Annotated in this window: 17 protein-coding genes; 13 read left to right on the forward strand and 4 right to left on the reverse strand. The window is 55.7% G+C overall.

Annotation, left to right across the window (positions count from 1 at the left end):
• Positions 1–56: 56 nt before the first annotated feature.
• Entirely contained in the window at positions 57–1,406 is a 1,350-nt protein-coding gene (gene lysC, locus KO1_RS22820) for a lysine-sensitive aspartokinase 3 (protein ID WP_004109599.1), read from the forward strand.
• A gap of 50 nt (positions 1,407–1,456) precedes the next feature.
• On the opposite strand, the gene KO1_RS22825 is transcribed toward lysC, so the two are convergent.
• From KO1_RS22825 to KO1_RS22835, 3 genes are all read right to left on the reverse strand, one after another.
• A complete protein-coding gene (locus tag KO1_RS22825; RefSeq protein ID WP_023329121.1) occupies positions 1,457–2,392 on the reverse strand; it encodes a hypothetical protein in 936 nt (311 codons plus the stop codon).
• 136 nt (positions 2,393–2,528) lie between these two features.
• Positions 2,529–3,317 (reverse strand): nucleotidyltransferase domain-containing protein, encoded by a 789-nt coding sequence (locus tag KO1_RS22830; RefSeq protein WP_016808443.1) that lies wholly within the window; start codon positions 3,315–3,317, stop codon positions 2,529–2,531.
• A gap of 5 nt (positions 3,318–3,322) precedes the next feature.
• Positions 3,323–4,450 (reverse strand): slipin family protein, encoded by a 1,128-nt coding sequence (locus KO1_RS22835; protein WP_023329120.1) that lies wholly within the window; start codon positions 4,448–4,450, stop codon positions 3,323–3,325.
• Between the two features lie 444 nt (positions 4,451–4,894).
• Between KO1_RS22835 and rtcR the strand changes: the two genes are divergently transcribed.
• The 3 genes from rtcR (at position 4,895) to KO1_RS22850 (ending at position 7,987) form a co-directional block, all read left to right on the forward strand.
• Complete coding sequence (gene rtcR, locus KO1_RS22840; protein ID WP_023329119.1) at positions 4,895–6,475, forward strand: RNA repair transcriptional activator RtcR; 1,581 nt, start codon at positions 4,895–4,897, stop codon at positions 6,473–6,475.
• A gap of 111 nt (positions 6,476–6,586) precedes the next feature.
• Positions 6,587–7,528: a ketopantoate/pantoate/pantothenate transporter PanS gene (panS, locus tag KO1_RS22845; protein ID WP_016808446.1), complete on the forward strand. Its 942-nt coding sequence runs from the start codon at positions 6,587–6,589 to the stop codon at positions 7,526–7,528.
• Positions 7,529–7,714: 186 nt separating this feature from the next.
• A complete protein-coding gene (locus tag KO1_RS22850; RefSeq protein WP_004109613.1) occupies positions 7,715–7,987 on the forward strand; it encodes a YjbD family protein in 273 nt (90 codons plus the stop codon).
• On the opposite strand, the gene rluF is transcribed toward KO1_RS22850, so the two are convergent.
• Complete coding sequence (gene rluF, locus KO1_RS22855) at positions 7,984–8,856, reverse strand: 23S rRNA pseudouridine(2604) synthase RluF (protein ID WP_017145134.1); 873 nt, start codon at positions 8,854–8,856, stop codon at positions 7,984–7,986. The genes KO1_RS22850 and rluF overlap by 4 nt on opposite strands.
• A gap of 470 nt (positions 8,857–9,326) precedes the next feature.
• Between rluF and KO1_RS22860 the strand changes: the two genes are divergently transcribed.
• The 9 genes from KO1_RS22860 (at position 9,327) to pepE (ending at position 17,086) form a co-directional block, all read left to right on the forward strand.
• Positions 9,327–10,274 carry a sugar-binding transcriptional regulator gene (locus KO1_RS22860; protein ID WP_004109617.1) on the forward strand — a complete coding sequence of 316 codons (948 nt, stop codon included), beginning with the start codon at positions 9,327–9,329 and terminating at the stop codon, positions 10,272–10,274.
• A gap of 70 nt (positions 10,275–10,344) precedes the next feature.
• A complete protein-coding gene (locus KO1_RS22865) occupies positions 10,345–11,148 on the forward strand; it encodes an SDR family oxidoreductase (protein ID WP_004109619.1) in 804 nt (267 codons plus the stop codon).
• Between the two features lie 9 nt (positions 11,149–11,157).
• Positions 11,158–11,565: a mannose/fructose/sorbose PTS transporter subunit IIA gene (locus KO1_RS22870; RefSeq protein WP_004109623.1), complete on the forward strand. Its 408-nt coding sequence runs from the start codon at positions 11,158–11,160 to the stop codon at positions 11,563–11,565.
• Positions 11,565–12,059, forward strand: coding sequence for a PTS sugar transporter subunit IIB (locus KO1_RS22875; protein WP_004109627.1), 495 nt, complete (start codon positions 11,565–11,567; stop codon positions 12,057–12,059). Before KO1_RS22870 ends, KO1_RS22875 begins: the two co-directional genes overlap by 1 nt.
• Before the next feature lie 186 nt (positions 12,060–12,245).
• Positions 12,246–13,043, forward strand: a complete 798-nt coding sequence (locus KO1_RS22880) for a PTS mannose/fructose/sorbose transporter subunit IIC (RefSeq protein WP_004109631.1) — start codon at positions 12,246–12,248, stop codon at positions 13,041–13,043.
• Positions 13,044–13,054: 11 nt separating this feature from the next.
• The gene (locus KO1_RS22885; RefSeq protein ID WP_004109634.1) at positions 13,055–13,879 is read left to right on the forward strand and encodes a PTS system mannose/fructose/sorbose family transporter subunit IID; all 825 of its coding nucleotides are present in this window, start codon (positions 13,055–13,057) and stop codon (positions 13,877–13,879) included.
• A gap of 176 nt (positions 13,880–14,055) precedes the next feature.
• The gene (sorE, locus tag KO1_RS22890; RefSeq protein ID WP_004109637.1) at positions 14,056–15,288 is read left to right on the forward strand and encodes an L-sorbose 1-phosphate reductase; all 1,233 of its coding nucleotides are present in this window, start codon (positions 14,056–14,058) and stop codon (positions 15,286–15,288) included.
• Entirely contained in the window at positions 15,281–16,090 is an 810-nt protein-coding gene (locus tag KO1_RS22895; protein ID WP_004109640.1) for a shikimate 5-dehydrogenase, read from the forward strand. Before sorE ends, KO1_RS22895 begins: the two co-directional genes overlap by 8 nt.
• 306 nt (positions 16,091–16,396) lie before the next feature.
• Positions 16,397–17,086, forward strand: coding sequence for a dipeptidase PepE (gene pepE, locus KO1_RS22900; protein WP_004109643.1), 690 nt, complete (start codon positions 16,397–16,399; stop codon positions 17,084–17,086).
• The last annotated feature ends 69 nt before the right edge of the window (positions 17,087–17,155 follow it).

Below are 17,155 nucleotides of genomic sequence, written 5' to 3' on the forward strand. Positions count from 1 at the left end.
AGGATTGGTTGTCAGGAATCGTTTTAATAAGTCAGGCCCCCTGACACGAGGTTGTTATGACAGACTTAGTTGTAGCCAAATTCGGCGGTACCAGCGTTGCCGACTTTGATGCCATGAACCGCAGCGTAGACGTCGCGCTGCTGGATGCCAATACCCGCGTGGTGGTGCTTTCCGCCTCGGCTGGCGTGACCAACCTGCTGGTCGCCTTAGCGGAAGGGCTGGAACCTGGCGAACGTTTCGCAAAGCTCGATGCCATGCGGCAAATCCAGTTCAATATTCTGGAGCGTCTGCGTTATCCGAACGTAATTCGCGATGAAATTGAACGCCTGCTGGAAAACATCACCACCCTGGCGGAAGCCGCCTCCCTGGCCAGTTCAAGCGCGTTAACCGACGAACTGGTCAGCCATGGCGAACTGATGTCCACTCTGCTGTTTGTCGAGATCCTGCGCGAGCGCGGTATCGCCGCCCAGTGGTTCGACGTGCGCAAGGTTATGCGCACCAACGATCGCTTTGGCCGCGCGGAACCGGATATCGCCGCCTTATCTGAACTCACCGAGCAGCTTCTGGCTCCGCGTCTGGCGGAAGGCCTGGTGATCACCCAGGGCTTTATTGGCAGCGAAGCGAAAGGCCGTACCACCACGCTTGGCCGTGGCGGCAGCGACTATACCGCCGCGCTACTCGGCGAAGCGCTAAACGCTACCCGCGTCGATATCTGGACCGATGTTCCGGGTATCTATACCACCGACCCGCGCGTTGCGCCGGCGGCCAAACGCATTGACGTTATCGCCTTTGAAGAAGCGGCGGAAATGGCGACCTTTGGCGCGAAAGTGCTGCATCCGGCCACCCTGCTTCCCGCCGTACGTAGCGATATTCCGGTATTCGTCGGCTCCAGCAAAGAGCCAAAAGCGGGCGGCACGCTGGTGTGCAAAAATACGGAAAATCCGCCGCTGTTCCGCGCGCTGGCGCTGCGCCGCAAGCAGACTCTGCTGACCCTGCACAGCCTCAATATGCTGCACTCGCGCGGTTTTCTGGCCGAGGTATTCAGCACGCTGGCGCGTCACAGTATCTCCGTTGATCTGATCACCACTTCTGAAGTGAGCGTGGCGCTGACCATGGATACCACCGGTTCGACTTCGGCCGGCGACACCCTGCTCACCCAGTCGCTGCTGACCGAACTGTCCTCGCTGTGCCGCGTTGAGGTTGAACAGGACCTGGCGCTGGTTGCCATCATTGGTAACGAACTGTCGAAAGCGTGCGGCGTCGGTAAAGAGGTGTTTGGCGTGCTGGAGCCGTTTAATATTCGAATGATTTGCTACGGCGCATCCAGCCACAATCTGTGCTTCCTGGTACCGGGTGCAGATGCCGAAAAAGTCGTCCAGAAGCTGCACCATAATCTGTTCGAGTAATTATTTAAATATGCCCGGTGAAGTGCTACCCCACCGGGCATATTTTCTCATCACCTGACAATCACCACTTCCCCATCAATAATAGCAAGGTAGGGATTATAGGTAAAAACCTCTTCCCCCTCTTTATTTATAATTTTCAACGGCGAGTTTTGATATATACCCCGCGCTAGCCTGAATAGCCGACCATCGCAATACGTTACCAGTTCTTTATCTTCCCATTTCAACTCTGCTGTCGTCAGGTTGGTATCTTGTACCTTTTCTGGCAGACCATATGACTTAAAGATAAAATCAGCAGAAAATCCCGTAGCTAACACCATCTCTTTACTTGATATTTGAGCCATGGTCTTTAACGCACCCACATCCCGCTTATTCATCGCTTGCCAGATCTTAGTGTATGTTTCTTTTATCGCTGGCAGATCTTGTACAGATATTTTTCGCGCTTTTTCCCAGGCCCATTCAGGCATCCCGCTTAACGTAATCTCACGTCCCGCACCATATAAATCGTTCTCTTTATCCATAGCTGATTGAACATCGCTAACCGCGCCTTCATTTTGCGCTCCATTGGGGTTAGAAGAAGATGAGGCGATGATTTTCTTATTTCCATCGACCGTTAACTTTATCGTCGAAACTACTTCACTGGATTTTCTGGTATTCCGCAAGACAACAAGCTCGCACCATGAATCCGCATAAAGCATCTCAGGTTGATCTGGATCCGTAGCTCCCATCACCAGTTCAAGGGTATTTTTCCCATTTGCGGCAAAGGGAGTGATATCTCCTCCTGCCGTTACCGTTCCACTATTAGCCGAAAAATTATTCAGTAGCGGTGCATTATTAACCCTGGCCATACATGCGCTGCGGTTTGTTTTAAATAAAAATGAATATCGCGCATCGGATATCGATTCAGCTCTCAGCGGCAAGGATACCATTAATAATAATGATGAAATCACACCCAACATATAAAATACTTTCTTTTTATAACTTGCCATAGTTATTCCTTTTTTAATCTGATGTTCTCAAGAATACATGGAAATTTGTTGCAATAATCTATAAGAAAATTATCCAACGCTGGAAATCAGAAATTAGCCCGGCAAACATCCCTCAAATTCCAACATCTAGCAGTATTTACTTCCCCATCACCGTGGTCATCAGTAATCTGTCCAACTCCCTGATATTCCCTGTCCGGCTATCCGGCAGCGCGGGAGGGATCGCGCCTCTGAGCAGCTCGGACTGAATAAACGCATGCAGTAATGGCCGCCGCGGACCATATTCGGCCTCGCCGGCGCGCTGTTTGCGCGCCAGCAGCTCGTCGATTTCCTGACGCAGGCCCGCCTCCAGACAGCTTCCCGCCAGCAGTTCAGCAAAGCGCATCGGCGGCGCCCCTTTTCCCGCCTCAACCCAGCGGACGGCCAGTAGCGGACGCAGCACGTAAAAGTACTTTTTCAACCGCACCTGTTCACCCTGCAGATAGCCGCGAAAATTCTTTCTGGCCATCGAGTAGTAATGCCAGCGGGCGCGTACCGGAGAAAACCACTCCGGTATCAGCCGCTTAAGCGCCTGAACCGTCGCATCATCCTGCTGATACACCACCGGCGAGTCCAACCATTCGATCAGCGTCGGATTTGCCCCTTTCAGCAGACCCAGCGCCTTACGCCACTCCCAACCGCAGACGTCCAGCTCAGCGTCGATGGGCAGCTCGATAACATCGCGCGGCGCATCCACCCGCAGGTACCACTCAGGGGGATGAACATAGAGAAACCGCACATCATAATCGCTGTCCGGCGAAGCAAAGCCCCAGCCCCGGCTGCCGGACTCGCAGGCGTAGAGCACCCTGACGCCGTAGCGCTGCTCCACCTCCTGTAACTGCCGCCGCACCTTATGGCGCATGGCGGCATCCACACCGTTATACGTCATGTTGTTTATCCTTTTAGATTGACCAGTCCATGCAGCACCTGGTCCAGGCCGCCAAAGACCGAGATTTTATCGATACGCTCCGCCACCCTTTCCAGCGTTTCCAGCTCTTTTAAGCGCAGCGCGACCGGGTTGTTTTCCATCACTTTCGCGGTGTTGAGCAGCGAACGCGTCGCCGCGGTCTCTTCACGCCGGCGGATCACGTTCGCCTGCGCCGATTTCTCCGCCTCCACCAGCTGCGACAGAATAGCTTTCATGTCGCCGGGCAAAACAATATCTTTCACGCCCAGCGAGGCGACTTCGATACCAAATGCCGCCATGCGCTCGGCTACCTGCGCGCTCACCACCTCATCAATGATGTGCTTATCTTCCAGTAGTTCATCCAGCGTTCGCGTTCCGACGGCTTCACGCAGCGCAAACTGCAGTTCGCGATACAGATGGTCCAGCGGCTTCGTCAGCTGCCCAAAAGCCCGCAACACATCGCTGTAGCGCCAGTTCGCCGCCAGATTTAAACGCAGATTCACTTTATCTTTGGTCAGAATCTCCTGACCGCCGACTTCCAGCACCTGCAGGCGGGTATCGACCACTTCAGCTTCCACCAGGTGATTGATCTTCCAGTAGGCACTCAGGCCCGGCGGCAGCAGCAACTGCGTCTCACCATCGACTTTCAATACCCCGACGTGCCAGGCTGGCACCGATACGGTCAGGATCGCTTCGCGACCTTTTACCGTCCCGTGACGTCTCGGCTGCAGCACCGCGTTCATGATCGCCTCGGGGACCTCAACCTGCCGGGTATCCAGACGTAGCAGCTGCATCTCGTCACCGGCGGCCCAGTAAAGTCGACGCGTCGCTGGCGGCAGAATTTCCTGCAGCACGCCGTTGTTATAGAGCGCTCCGGCCTCGTTATCCGTCAGGTCCGCCGCCAGGCAGTACTGTTCGATCCATTCCGCCTGAAAGTGCCGTAAATACTCGGCCAGCGCCTCCGGCACTTCGCTGCCGTCCCTGTTAACGATTAGCACTTCAGGAACGTTGAACCACGGCAGGCGATACTCGCCCGCTTCCAGAATCTGATAGTAATCTCCCTGACGAGAGAGAAGTCCCAGTTGGCCTTTCCGTATAGTGATTTTTTTAGCCATTTTTTATTCCTTATAAAAAGCAGGCGCGGGTGCAGGGGCGAAGTCGCAGGGGAACTCCCTTTTGCCTGCGGCACGGCGCCTTTACCGGCGGCCTGCTGTGGGGAGTGCTGACTGCGCAAAACCCCGTGTATCTCTATGATTAACAAACCAGTTTTCATTGGAGTGAAATCGGGAATCGAACCCATTGGTGGTTATCGGCTGACGGAACGCGCCCGAAAGACGGTCAGTACCGTTTCTGACGTGCCGGCGGGGTTTAACCCCCTGCGAATTCAGCGAAATAACGAAAGGGTTATTGCCAGATGCGTGCCAGGACGAAAAAGTGACGAAATAAATTTTTATCTCATTGATTAAAAGTGATTTATTTTTTAACTCGGTTTTTGCCGTTGCCCGGCTCGGGAGAATTTTTTATCTTTTAGTATCGATACTTATCTTATGAGATAAATAATGAACAAGCGTCGGGTGGTGATTGGCGTTCTCGGAACGGTACTGGATAAACGCGGCAAGCGGGCTAATCGTTTAAAAAAATGGCGGCCCACCGTTGGGCTATGCCAGCAGGCCGATTTTCCTGTCGACAGGCTGGAGCTCATCCACCAGCCGCACGATGAAAGCCTGGCGCAAAAGCTGATCGAAGATATCGCCCTGCTTTCGCCGCAAACCGAAGTACGCCCGCATAGGGTCGAGATAAACGATCCGTGGGATTTTGAAGAGGTCTACGCGGCGTTTCTCGACTTCGCCAGCCGCTACAGCTTTGATACCGAAAACGAAGAGTATCTGGTGCATATCACTACCGGGACTCACGTGGCGCAAATCTGCTGGTTCCTGCTGACGGAGGCGCGCTATCTTCCCGCCAATCTGCTGCAGACCGGTCCTGCGCCGAAAGGCTCACCGGATGAAGCCATCGCTGCCGGTATTTACTCGGTTATCGATCTGGACTTAAACCGCTATGCCGCGCTCACCAGCCGCTTTCAGCGCGAGCAGCAGCAGTCGGTCTCTTTCCTGAAAGCCGGGATAGAGACGCGCAATGCGACGTTCAACAAGCTTATCGATCGAATTGAGCGCGTGGCGATCCGATCGACCGATCCGATCCTGCTTACTGGCCCAACGGGCGCCGGTAAGTCCTTTCTCGCCAGACGTATTTATCAGCTGCGCCAGTCGCGTCATTTAGTGGCGGGAAAATTTATGGCGGTTAACTGCGCCACCCTGCGCGGCGATAACGCAATGTCTACGCTGTTTGGCCATGTCAAAGGCGCGTTTACCGGCGCGGTCGCGCCGCGCGCCGGACTATTACGCGAAGCCGACGGCGGCGTGCTGTTTCTTGATGAAATCGCCGAGCTGGGGCTGGACGAGCAGGCCATGCTGCTGAAGGCCATTGAAGAAAAAACCTTTTTCCCGTTTGGTTCGGACAACGAGGCGCACAGCGACTTTCAGCTAATCGCCGGAACGCATCGCGATATGCAGCAGTGGGTGGCGGAAGGACGCTTTCGCGAAGATCTTTATGCGCGCATCAATATGTGGCGCTTTGCCCTCCCCGGCCTGGCGCAGCGGCGGGAAGATATTGCGCCAAACGTGGAGTATGAACTACGGCGACTGGCCAGCGAACGGCAGACGCAGATCCGCTTTGATAAAGAGGCCCGCGAGCGCTATCTGGCCTTTGCCTGCTCGCCGCAGGCGCAGTGGCGCGGCAATTTTCGCGAACTCAGCTCATCCGTGGCGCGTATGGCGACGCTGGCCGAGCAGGGGCGCATTACGCAGGCCGTTGCGGAAGAGGAGATTATGCTGCTGAAAGAGAGCTGGCAGCTGACGACGTCTTCTCCTGACATAGCAATGGAAATCGATCTCTTCGATCGCCGGCAGCTGGAAACGGTGCTGGAGGTCTGCCAGCGCAGCGCTTCGCTCTCCGAAGCCGGACGCGAGCTGTTCGCCGTATCCCGTCAGAAAAAGGCCAATCCTAACGATGCTGACCGCCTGCGCAAGTATTTAGCGCGCTTCGGACTCAGCTGGGAGCTTATCCGCAGCGGAACATGAGCATAATTTGTTTGAATAATATTTCTTAGCACGATAAACAATAGCTATGGCCGGGCTCGATCCCGGCCGGTCAATAACAAGCAAACACAACTTATGTGCAAGGAAAACAACATGCTCGCCACGCTTACGCGGCTGTTCCCATTATGGGCGCTGCTGCTCTCGGTTATCGCTTATTACACGCCATCCACTTTTACTCCCGTTGGCCCGTGGGTCCCGACGCTGCTGATGCTGATTATGTTCGGCATGGGCGTGCATCTGAAAGTCGACGACTTTAAGCGCGTGCTTTCCCGCCCCGCGCCGGTTGCCGCAGGGATTTTTCTCCACTACCTGGTGATGCCGCTCGCCGCCTGGCTGCTGGCGCTGATTTTTCACATGCCGCCGGAGCTTTCCGCCGGCATGGTGCTGGTGGGCAGCGTCGCCAGCGGTACGGCATCCAACGTGATGATCTTTCTGGCAAAAGGCGATGTTGCGCTCTCAGTCACCATCTCCTCGGTATCCACCCTGGTCGGCGTGGTCGCGACGCCGCTGCTGACGCGTCTGTACGTGGATGCGCATATTCAGGTAGATGTGATGGGAATGCTGCTCAGCATTCTGCAAATTGTGGTGATCCCAATTGCACTGGGGCTGGCGGTGCATCATCTGCTGCCGAAAGTGGTGAAGGCGGTGGAACCGTTTCTCCCGGCCTTTTCGATGGTCTGCATTCTGGCGATTATCTGCGCCGTGGTGGCAGGCTCGGCGTCGCATATCGCTTCCGTTGGTTTTGTGGTGATTATCGCCGTTATCCTGCATAACACTATCGGTCTGCTCGGCGGCTACTGGGGCGGGCGACTGTTTGGCTTTGACGAGTCCACCTGCCGCACGCTGGCGATCGAGGTAGGAATGCAGAACTCCGGCCTTGCCGCCGCGCTGGGGAAAATCTACTTTGGCCCGCTGGCCGCGCTGCCCGGGGCGCTGTTCTCGGTCTGGCACAACCTGTCCGGCTCGCTGCTGGCCGGTTACTGGTCAGGGAAGCCGATTGCGGATGAATCGCGTAAAACGGAAAAAGAGAGCTAACAACCCGTAATTTTCCCGGCTTGCGCTGCGCTTAGCCGGGCTACGGTCCGTGCAGCTTGCGGGTTTTGTAGCCCGGACAGGTGCGCAGCACCGCCTCCGGGATTTTCTGCGAGGCACAACAATTTACCGTGAGACGTCCGCCCCTTTACCGTACACTGAAGCCACAGGCTAACTGAGGGCACCACTATGGCACTCCCCCGCATCACTCAAAAAGAGATGACCGAGCGCGAACAGCGCGAACTGAAAACCCTGCTCGACCGCGCGCGCATCGCCCATGGCCGTCCGCTGACCAACGCGGAGACCAACAGCGTGAAAAAAGAGTACATCGATAAACTGATGCTCCAGCGCGAAGCCGAGGCTAAGAAAGCCCGCCAGCTCAAGAAAAAGCAGGCTTACAAACCGGATGCGGAGGCCTCATTTTCCTGGTCGGCAAATACGCCAACGCGCGGCAGACGCTAACGCCCTTTCTTTTTACGCCCAGGCGCAGTAAAGCGTTTGCCGTTCGACGCCGGACGGGAAGACTTCTCGCTGGTTTTTTCCATCGCGACTACCGGGCGCTTAATGCCGGCCGTTTTCGGCTTCGCCTTTGCCTTCGGTTTCGCCTCTGAAGACGAGTTCTCAATCAGCTTGAAGAGATCGATCAGCTCATCGTCGGTCAGATCGCGCCACTCTCCCAGCGGGATCCCCGTCAGGCTGACGTTCATGATCCGCGTCCGCTCAAGCTTCGTCACTTCATAGCCAAAATATTCGCACATCCGGCGGATCTGGCGATTCAGCCCCTGGACCAGGGTAATGCGAAACACAAAAGGCGCTTCTTTTTTCACTTTGCACTTCTTCGTTACCGTGCCGAGAATCGGTACGCCCGCGCCCATTCCGCGAATAAACTCATCGGTCACCGGCTTATCAACGGTGACCAGATACTCTTTTTCATGGTCGTTACCGGCGCGCAGGATTTTATTCACCAGATCGCCATGGTTGGTCAGAAAGATGAGCCCCTGCGAGTCTTTGTCCAGACGGCCGATTGGGAATACGCGTTTGCTGTGGTTAACGAAATCAACGATGTTGTCGCGCTCCCCGTCTTCGGTAGTGCTGACGATGCCAACCGGTTTATTCAGCGCAATCAGTACTAAATCATCCGCTTCGCGCGGCTCAATCAACCGGCCATTGACCTTGACTACGTCGCCAGCTTTAACCTGGTCGCCAATAGTGGCGCGTTTGCCGTTGATAAAAACGTTGCCTTGTTCGATAAAGCGATCGGCTTCACGGCGCGAGCAAATTCCGCTTTCGCTGATGTATTTATTGAGTCGGGTTGACGAGTCGGGCAGCATAACTTCTCCTGAAACACTTCATCCTTCAAGTTGTCTCTGCGATGGCTACACTCACTGATCCCAGTCACATAGATTTCTATGCTGCCGGGCGTCGCTCCCTTGCCGCCTTGATAAAACTTGAATGCTTTCTGTTTAAAAACGAAATATACCCTACCTTGCAGGCGATAAAAAAGAATCGCGCGCTCGCCGCCTGACGCTAAATGTGATCTGTCCCGCCTTTCAACACAAAAGTGTACTTCAGAAAGCCCAGCAACTTTGCCCGGCGAAATAAAGCAGAATCAGGCCCTTATCACTTACGGCACAAACGTGCCGGAAACCGGCGATTAGCAACGCAAATGTGCAACAGAAACGGTCAGAAGGTTGCTATGAAAAAGAGGAAAATTTCTTTAAAGCGGGCGCCTGATGGGGTTATATCAGATCGTGAGCGCCAATATCTGATTTGCACAAATGTGCAGGAGCCGACAGTGACGATGGAAAACAGCGACGATATTCGTCTGATCGTAAAAATCGCCCAGCTCTATTATGAGCAGGATATGACCCAGGCGCAGATTGCCCGCGAGCTGGGGATATACCGCACCACCATCAGCCGTCTGCTGAAGCGCGGCCGCGAGCAGGGCATCGTCACTATCGCCATCAACTATGACTACAACGAAAATCTGTGGCTTGAGCAGCAGCTGAAACAAAAATTTGGCCTCAAGGAGGCGGTGGTGGCGGCCTGCGACTCGCTGCTGGAGGAGGATCAGCTCAATCTTATCGGCCTGCATGGCGCACAATTGGTCGACAGGCTGCTGGAGCCGGGCGATATCGTCGGTTTCTCCTGGGGGCGTGCGGTACGCGCGCTGGTGGAGAATCTGCCGCAGGCCAGTCAGTCCCGTCAGGTTATCTGCGTCCCGATTATCGGCGGCCCCTCCGGCAAGCTGGAGAGCCGCTACCACGTGAATACGCTGACCTACGGCGCCGCGGCGAAGCTGAAAGCGGAATCGCATCTCGCCGATTTCCCGGCGCTGCTGGATAACAAATTAATTCGCAACGGTATTATGCAATCCCAGCACTTTAAAACCATTGCATCTTACTGGGATAACCTGGACGTCGCGCTGGTGGGGATCGGTTCACCGGCTATCCGCGACGGCGCCAACTGGCATGCGTTTTACGGTAGTGAAGAGAGCGACGATCTCAACGCTCGCCAGGTCGCCGGTGATATCTGCTCGCGCTTTTACAATATTGATGGCGCGCTGGTAGAAACCGCCATGAGCGAGAAAACGCTGTCTATTGAGATGGCGAAACTCAGGCAGGCGCGTTATTCGGTAGGTATCGCCATGGGCGAGGAAAAATACTCCGGTATTCTTGGCGCCTTAAATGGACACTATATTAACTGTCTGGTGACGAATCGAGAAACCGCCGAGTCGCTACTGAAGTAAATTACAACGATATGATTTCACGCAGCGCTGCTGCGGGGAATCCCTTTATCTGAAGAAACAGGAGTCGATAATGGATACGTGGTTAAACTTAAAAGATAAAATTATTATTGTTACCGGTGGCGCATCAGGAATTGGCCTGGCGATTGTCGATGAATTATTAGCCCAGGGCGCAAATGTGCAGATGAGCGATATTCACGGCGGCGATAAACATCAGCTCGGTGAAAATTATTGTTTCTGGCCAACAGATATTTCCAGCGCCAGTGAAGTGAATAATACCGTCGACAGTATTATTCAGCGTTTTGGCCGTATTGACGGACTGGTTAATAACGCTGGCGTCAACTTCCCGCGTTTATTAGTCGATGAGAAAGCACCGTCCGGCCGCTATGAATTAAATGAAGCGGCATTCGAAAAAATGGTCAATATCAATCAAAAAGGCGTATTTCTGATGTCACAGGCGGTAGCCCGCCAGATGGTTAAACAGCGCAGCGGCGTGATTGTTAACGTCTCGTCGGAAAGCGGCCTCGAAGGCTCTGAAGGCCAGAGCTGTTACGCCGCGACTAAAGCCGCGCTGAATAGCTTTACCCGCTCATGGTCGAAAGAGTTAGGTAAACACGGTATTCGCGTCGTGGGCGTTGCGCCGGGCATTCTGGAAAAAACCGGGCTGCGCACGCCTGAGTACGAACAGGCGCTGGCCTGGACCCGTAATATTACCGTCGAGCAGCTGCGCGAAGGCTATAGCAAAAATTCGATTCCGATTGGTCGTTCGGGTCGGCTCAGCGAAGTCGCTGATTTTGTTTGCTATCTGCTCTCAGATCGCGCCAGCTATATCACCGGAGTCACCACTAACATCGCGGGCGGAAAAACGCGCGGCTAAGGGGGAAAAATGGTTAACGTCATCTTCTGCGCCCACGGCCAGCTGGCCTGCGCCATGCTCGACTCGGTGCGCATGGTTTACGGCGATGTCAACGTCAGCGCCGTGGAGTTTGTACCGGGTGAAAACGCGGGCGACATCGCCGGTAAGCTTGAAAAGTTGGTAAGTACTCACAAAGACGAAGAGTGGCTTATTGCCGTCGATTTACAGTGCGGAAGCCCGTGGAATGCCGCCGCCGGGCTAGCGATGCGCAACCCGCAGCTCCGGGTCATCAGCGGCCTGTCGCTGCCGCTGGCTCTGGAGCTGGTCGATAATCAGCAAACGATGAATGCAGAAGCGCTGTGCCAACACCTGGAACTTATCGCCAGCCAGTGCTGCGTCACCTGGCGGCAACCGGAAACCGTTGAGGAGGATTTCTGATGAACATTACGCTCGCGCGCATTGACGACCGTTTGATTCACGGCCAGGTCACCACCGTTTGGTCAAAAGTGGCCAACGCCCAGCGCATTATTATCTGTAATGACGACGTGTATAACGACGACGTTCGCCGCACGCTGCTTCGCCAGGCCGCACCGCCGGGCATGAAGGTTAATGTGGTGAATATCGAGAAAGCCGTCGCCGTTTATCACAACCCGCAATATCAGGACGAAACGGTCTTTTATTTATTCACAAACCCGCAGGACGTATTAACTATGGTGCAGCAGGGGGTGAAAATAGCCACCCTGAATATTGGCGGTATGGCCTGGCGACCGGGTAAGAAACAATTAACCAAAGCGGTGTCATTAGACGCAGCGGATATTAATACCTTTCAGCAGTTAGATAAGCTGGGAGTTAAACTTGATTTACGCGTCGTAGCCTCAGATCCGTCGGTTAATATTCTCGATAAAATAGCAGAGCAGTCCGTTACAGAATAATAAAACGCGCCTTTTATTTCACCCTGGCATTCTGGCTGCATCGCGGCGGCAAATGAGCGAGTCACCAGCAGCATAGATTACTATGCGACTGGGGCGAGAGAATGCAGTCAACAAAGAGGCAGCCTGAAGAACATCGTGTAAATGCCGTAAAAGGCAGGGATTTCTATACCCTCAAGGTGACAAATTATGGAAATAAGTACCCTACAAATAATAGCCATATTTATTTTTTCCTGTATTGCCGGGATGGGCAGCGTGCTGGATGAATTCCAGACGCACCGTCCATTAATCGCCTGTACCGTGATTGGCTTAATTCTCGGCGATCTAAAAACCGGGATTATGCTCGGCGGGACGCTGGAGCTGATCGCGCTCGGCTGGATGAACGTTGGCGCGGCGCAGTCTCCGGATTCGGCGTTAGCCAGTATTATTTCCGCCATCCTGGTGATCGTTGGCCAGCAAAGCATCGCTACCGGAATAGCGATTGCGCTGCCGGTCGCGGCCGCAGGCCAGGTACTCACCGTGTTCGCTCGTACCATTACCGTAGTGTTCCAGCACGCGGCGGATAAGGCAGCGGAAGAGGCGCGCTTCAGAACAATCGATCTGCTGCACGTGTCGGCGCTGGGCGTTCAGGCGCTGCGCGTCGCCATTCCCGCACTCATCGTTTCTCTGTTTGTCAGCGCGGATATGGTCAGCAATATGCTCAACGCCATTCCGGAATTCGTCACCCGCGGTCTGCAAATCGCCGGCGGTTTTATCGTGGTGGTCGGCTACGCCATGGTGCTGCGCATGATGGGCGTGAAGTATCTGATGCCTTTCTTCTTTCTCGGCTTCCTCGCGGGCGGCTATCTCGACTTTAGTCTGCTGGCTTTCGGCGGCGTGGGGGTCATCATCGCGCTGATTTATATCCAGCTCAACCCGCAGTGGCGTAAACCTGAACCGCAGGCCGCCGCCCCCTCTTCCACCGCCCTTGACCAGCTTGACGACTGATGGAGCCCAACATGGAACAGAAAAAAATTACCCAAGGCGACCTGGTGAGCATGTTTCTGCGATCCAACCTGCAGCAGGCGTCATTCAACTTCGAGCGTATCCACGGGCTTGGTTTCTGCTACGACATGATCCCGGCCATCAAGCGCCTCTACCCGCTGAAGGAGGATCAGGTTGCCGCGCTGAAGCGCCATCTGGTGTTCTTCAATACCACTCCGGCAGTCTGCGGGCCGGTTATTGGCGTGACCGTCGCGATGGAGGAAGCGCGGGCCAACGGCGCCGCTATTGACGATGGCGCCATCAACGGGATCAAAGTCGGCCTGATGGGGCCGCTGGCAGGCGTGGGCGACCCGCTGGTATGGGGCACGCTGCGGCCAATTACCGCCGCCCTCGGCGCCTCGCTGGCGCTCTCCGGAAATATTCTTGGTCCGCTGCTGTTCTTCTTTATTTTCAACGCGGTTCGTCTGGCGATGAAGTGGTACGGACTGCAGCTTGGCTTCCGTAAAGGGGTCAATATCGTCAGCGATATGGGCGGTAACCTGCTGCAAAAACTGACCGAAGGCGCCTCCATTCTAGGCCTGTTTGTGATGGGCGTGCTGGTCACCAAGTGGACCACCATCAACGTCCCGCTGGTGGTCTCGCAAACGCCGGGCGCCAACGGCTCAACCGTCACCATGACCGTACAAAACATCCTCGATCAGCTTTGCCCCGGCCTGCTGGCTCTGGGCCTGACGCTGCTGATGGTGCGCCTGCTCAATAAGAAAGTGAACCCGGTCTGGCTGATTTTCGCCCTCTTCGGTTTGGGGATTATCGGTAACGCACTGGGCTTCCTGTCCTGATTATTCCGCCCGGCGATGCCGGGTCTACTTCAACAAGTTAACCCCAAAGATGGCGCAGTACGGCGAGGCGGCAACTGAATTTATCCCTGGGAGCGTGGATTCACTGCGTGATCCGGGGACATGAAGGAAGCCAATACAGCCGTAATGCGAAAGATGAAGGGGGTGAGGTGGTAAACATGCAAACAACAACAGCCCTGCGCCTGTACGGCAAACGCGATCTGCGCCTGGAAACCTTTGCACTTCCGGCGATGCAGGATGATGAAATTCTCGCCCGGGTGGTCACCGACAGCCTGTGCCTCTCTTCGTGGAAAGAGGCGAACCAGGGCGAGGACCACAAAAAGGTGCCTGATGATGTGGCGACTAACCCGATCATCATCGGCCATGAGTTCTGCGGAGAGATCATCGCCGTCGGCAAAAAATGGCAGCATAAGTTTCACGCTGGCCAGCGCTATGTGATTCAGGCCAATCTGCAGCTACCGGATCGCCCGGACTGCCCCGGTTATTCCTTCCCGTGGATCGGCGGCGAAGCCACCCACGTGGTGATCCCTGACGAGGTGATGGCGCAGGATTGCCTGCTCACCTGGGAAGGCGATACCTGGTTTGAAGGTTCGCTGGTGGAGCCGCTTTCCTGCGTAATCGGCGCGTTCAACGCCAACTATCATCTGCAGGAAGGCAGCTATAACCATGTGATGGGCATTCGCCCGCAGGGGCGCACCCTGATCCTCGGCGGCACCGGCCCGATGGGTCTGCTGGCTATCGACTACGCGCTGCATGGCCCGATCAACCCGGCGCTGCTGGTGGTCACCGACACCAATAAGCCAAAACTCAGCTATGCGCGCCAGCACTATCCCTCCGAGCCGCAAACGCTGATTCACTATCTGGATGGGCACGACGCCAGCCGCGAAACGTTGATGGCGCTCTCCGGCGGCCACGGTTTTGACGATATTTTTGTCTTCGTCCCTAACGAACAGCTCATCACTCTGGCATCCTCGCTGCTGGCCCCGGACGGCTGCCTGAACTTTTTTGCCGGCCCGCAGGATAAGCAGTTCAGCGCGCCGATCAATTTTTACGATGTGCATTACGCCTTCACTCACTACGTCGGCACCTCCGGCGGCAATACCGACGATATGCGCGCCGCCGTAGCGCTGATGCAGGCAAAAAAAGTCCAGACTGCAAAAGTGGTGACCCATATTCTGGGGCTGAATGCGGCGGGCGAGACCACCCTGGATTTACCGGCGGTGGGCGGCGGTAAGAAGCTGGTTTATACCGGGAAAAACTTCCCGCTGACGCCGCTGGGAGACATTCGCGACCCGCAGCTGGCGGCGATTATGGAACGTCACCACGGTATCTGGTCAAAAGAGGCGGAAGAGTATCTGCTGGCCCACGCGGAGGATATTGCTCATGATTAATCGCGATACGCAGCTATGCATGTCGCTGGCCGGTCGCCCGGGCAACTTCGGTACCCGCTTTCATAACTATCTGTATGAAAAACTCGGGCTGAATTATATCTATAAAGCCTTTACTACCCAGGATATTGCCGCAGCGGTGAAGGGCGTCCGCGCATTGGGCATCCGCGGCTGCGCGGTCTCAATGCCGTTTAAAGAGAGCTGCATAGCGTATCTTGACGCGCTTGCCCCTTCGGCAAAGGCGATTGATTCGGTCAACACCATCGTCAACGACGACGGCAGGCTAACCGGGTTGAATACCGACTACATCGCGGTGAAAAGCCTGATTGACAGCCATCAGCTCGACTCCTCTGCCAAAGTGATGATCCAGGGCAGCGGCGGGATGGGCAAAGCGGTCATCGCCGCCTTTCGCGATGCCGGTTTCCGCGATGTGATTATCGCCGCCCGCCATCGCGATCGTGGACTGGTGCTGGCAAAGCAGTACGGTTTTCAATGGCAGCCAAAGCCGGAAGGGATCGCGGCGGATATTCTGGTTAACGTCACGCCGCTCGGCATGGCGGGCGGTGCGGAAAGCGAAACCCTGGCCTTTAGCCCGACGATGGTGGAACGGGCCGACGTGGTATTTGACGTGGTCGCTCTGCCGCCGGAAACCCCGCTCATCAAACTGGCGAAGAAGCGGGACAAACACGTTATCAGCGGCGCGGAGGTGATTGCCCTGCAGGCGGTGGAGCAGTTTGCGCTCTACACCGGCGTGCGTCCGGACGCGGCGCTGGTCGCTGAAGCCGCGGCCTTTGCCAGAGGATAAGGGCAAACGAAGAGCGCCAGGGAGGGCGCTCTAATAACCATTGATCGGAAAGTCGATTGCAGCGCGCAGCGCAGCCCTTCCCTTGCCTGTGAATCATCACGTGAAACTAAGCGGTTCCCGCTAACCTGTCACGCCCGGTAGAGTCACTCTGCGAGGTACTTTCCAGATTAATTCGGAGAATCCCTGCGCCAAAAATCGCCGCTCCGCTTTGCTCAGCGCGTCTCAGCGTGAGCCACGTCAGCAAGCGGTGAGATATCCTGTGATAACATCCCAGCCCGAATAATCATCTGGTCAAATGGAGAAATTATGGAACTGCTGCTATTGAGTAACTCAACGCTGCCGGGCAAAGCCTGGCTGGAACATGCGCTGCCGACCATTGCCGGGCAGCTAAATGGCCGCCGTTCCGCGGTATTCATCCCTTTTGCCGGGGTGACGCAAACCTGGGATGATTACACCGCGAAAACCGCCGCCGTCTTCAGCCCAATGGGCGTTACGGTTACCGGTATTCACAGCGTCGCGGACCCGGTTTCGGCGATTGAGAACGCGGAGATAGTTATCGTCGGCGGCGGCAATACCTTTCAGCTGCTGAAAGAGTGTCGCGACCGCGGCCTGCTGGCGCCGATTGTGGATGTAATGAAGCGCGGGGCGCTGTATATCGGCTGGAGCGCGGGCGCTAACCTTGCCTGCCCAACAATTCGCACCACCAATGATATGCCGATTGTCGACCCTAACGGTTTTTCTGCGCTGGGGCTGTTTCCGCTGCAAATTAACCCCCACTTCACCAACGCGCTGCCGGAAGGCCACAAAGGGGAAACTCGCGAACAGCGGATTCGCGAGCTGCTGGTGGTTGCGCCAGAGTTGACGATTATCGGCCTGCCGGAAGGCAACTGGATACAGGTGACGCAGGGCCACGCCACTCTCGGCGGCCCGAATCCGACGCTGGTTTTCAGAGCCGGAGTGGAAGCGGTAACCCTGAACGCAGGCCATCGTTTCTGACCCCCCGCCCTTGTCCCGGAGGCGGCGCTGCGCATCTGTCCGGGCTACCAGCCCGCAGACAACGCTGAA

Origin of the sequence: Klebsiella oxytoca NBRC 105695, assembly GCF_001598695.1 — a bacterium.
GTDB classification, from domain to species: domain Bacteria; phylum Pseudomonadota; class Gammaproteobacteria; order Enterobacterales; family Enterobacteriaceae; genus Klebsiella; species Klebsiella oxytoca.